1 protein-coding gene is annotated in these 1,054 nt (G+C 28.1%); it reads right to left on the reverse strand.

Annotated features, from left to right (window positions below; translation table 4 throughout):
- Window positions 1-399: 399 nt before the first annotated feature.
- Entirely contained in the window at window positions 400-639 is a 240-nt protein-coding gene (locus tag EHV01_RS05880) for a hypothetical protein (RefSeq protein WP_422066646.1), read from the reverse strand.
- Window positions 640-1,054: the final 415 nt, after the last annotated feature.

Below are 1,054 nucleotides of genomic sequence, written 5' to 3' on the forward strand. Positions count from 1 at the left end.
TGTTTAATAATAGACAGTTGTTTTTTCTTTTTGGAGCCAGAGAGTTTTCTCTCTCTTCACCCGCACCATTTCAGGTCAAAACGTTCAGTTTTTAAAATAAATTCACTTGCATTTTGAAGAGCCTAATGCTGACTTTGTGGTTTTTAAACCGCTGTCACTTCTAAGAAGTAATATCTATCGCAAATTTATTTATAAAGTGGCCATCTCAATATTTATTGTCGTTTGATGTTGACCTTGCACTTATCACGACTATCGCTTAGTTATTAATATAACCAGCGCCGATTTACATTTTTCCTCATACACTATTTCAGTACTTGCCTCGGCTGGCTGTGGGAATGAGTTTAAACTCATGTTCTTATGGAAACACTTAGTTATTTAAAATAACCGTCCCACACTGCATTAAGTTGTTTTATAAAATCAAAGTTTTAAAAAACCAGTTTCTCAATCAAAGATAATTTTTGAATTTTCTAAGCGTTTATAAAACCGCTTTTGTTTTTTATCTTTTGTGCGATTTAATAAATCTTTATGTTTTTCACAAGTTCATAAAACTTTATTTGATAAAAATTCTTCAGTAATGAATGATATTGTTTTATAACAATCATTAACATCGCATATTCTTTGTTGCTTATTAATTTCCATTACTTACTCCCTTCCTTGATATTAAGTTTTTTTATTTATTAGCAAATTAGTTAACTGAAACAGGGAAAAGACAACATCTTAAATTAGGAGAAAAAACAGGTATACTTTGTAAAGATTTATAAATATTTAATAAATATGTAAACAACTTAAAGAGAGTATCAAAAAGTTGTGATAAAAAGTTTCTATTTTAAAAACTTAAGATGTTGTCTTTTCTCTGAATCAATTAATAATTTTGGTTTTACAAATAAAAAAACAATCCTTTTTATTTAACAAGAGTTGTTTTTTGCCGCTTCATCGTACATGATACATTATATAAAACACAATAAAAGCGGTGATAAACATGAATAAATATATTTTATGTTATAGCTCAGAACAAGGTAATCGCCCTTGTAAAACTCTACTTGGTGAATATATW

It is taken from the genome of Spiroplasma sp. hy2, assembly GCF_044714365.1.
Taxonomy (GTDB): Bacteria; Bacillota_I; Bacilli_A; order Mycoplasmatales; family Mycoplasmataceae; genus Spiroplasma; species Spiroplasma phoeniceum.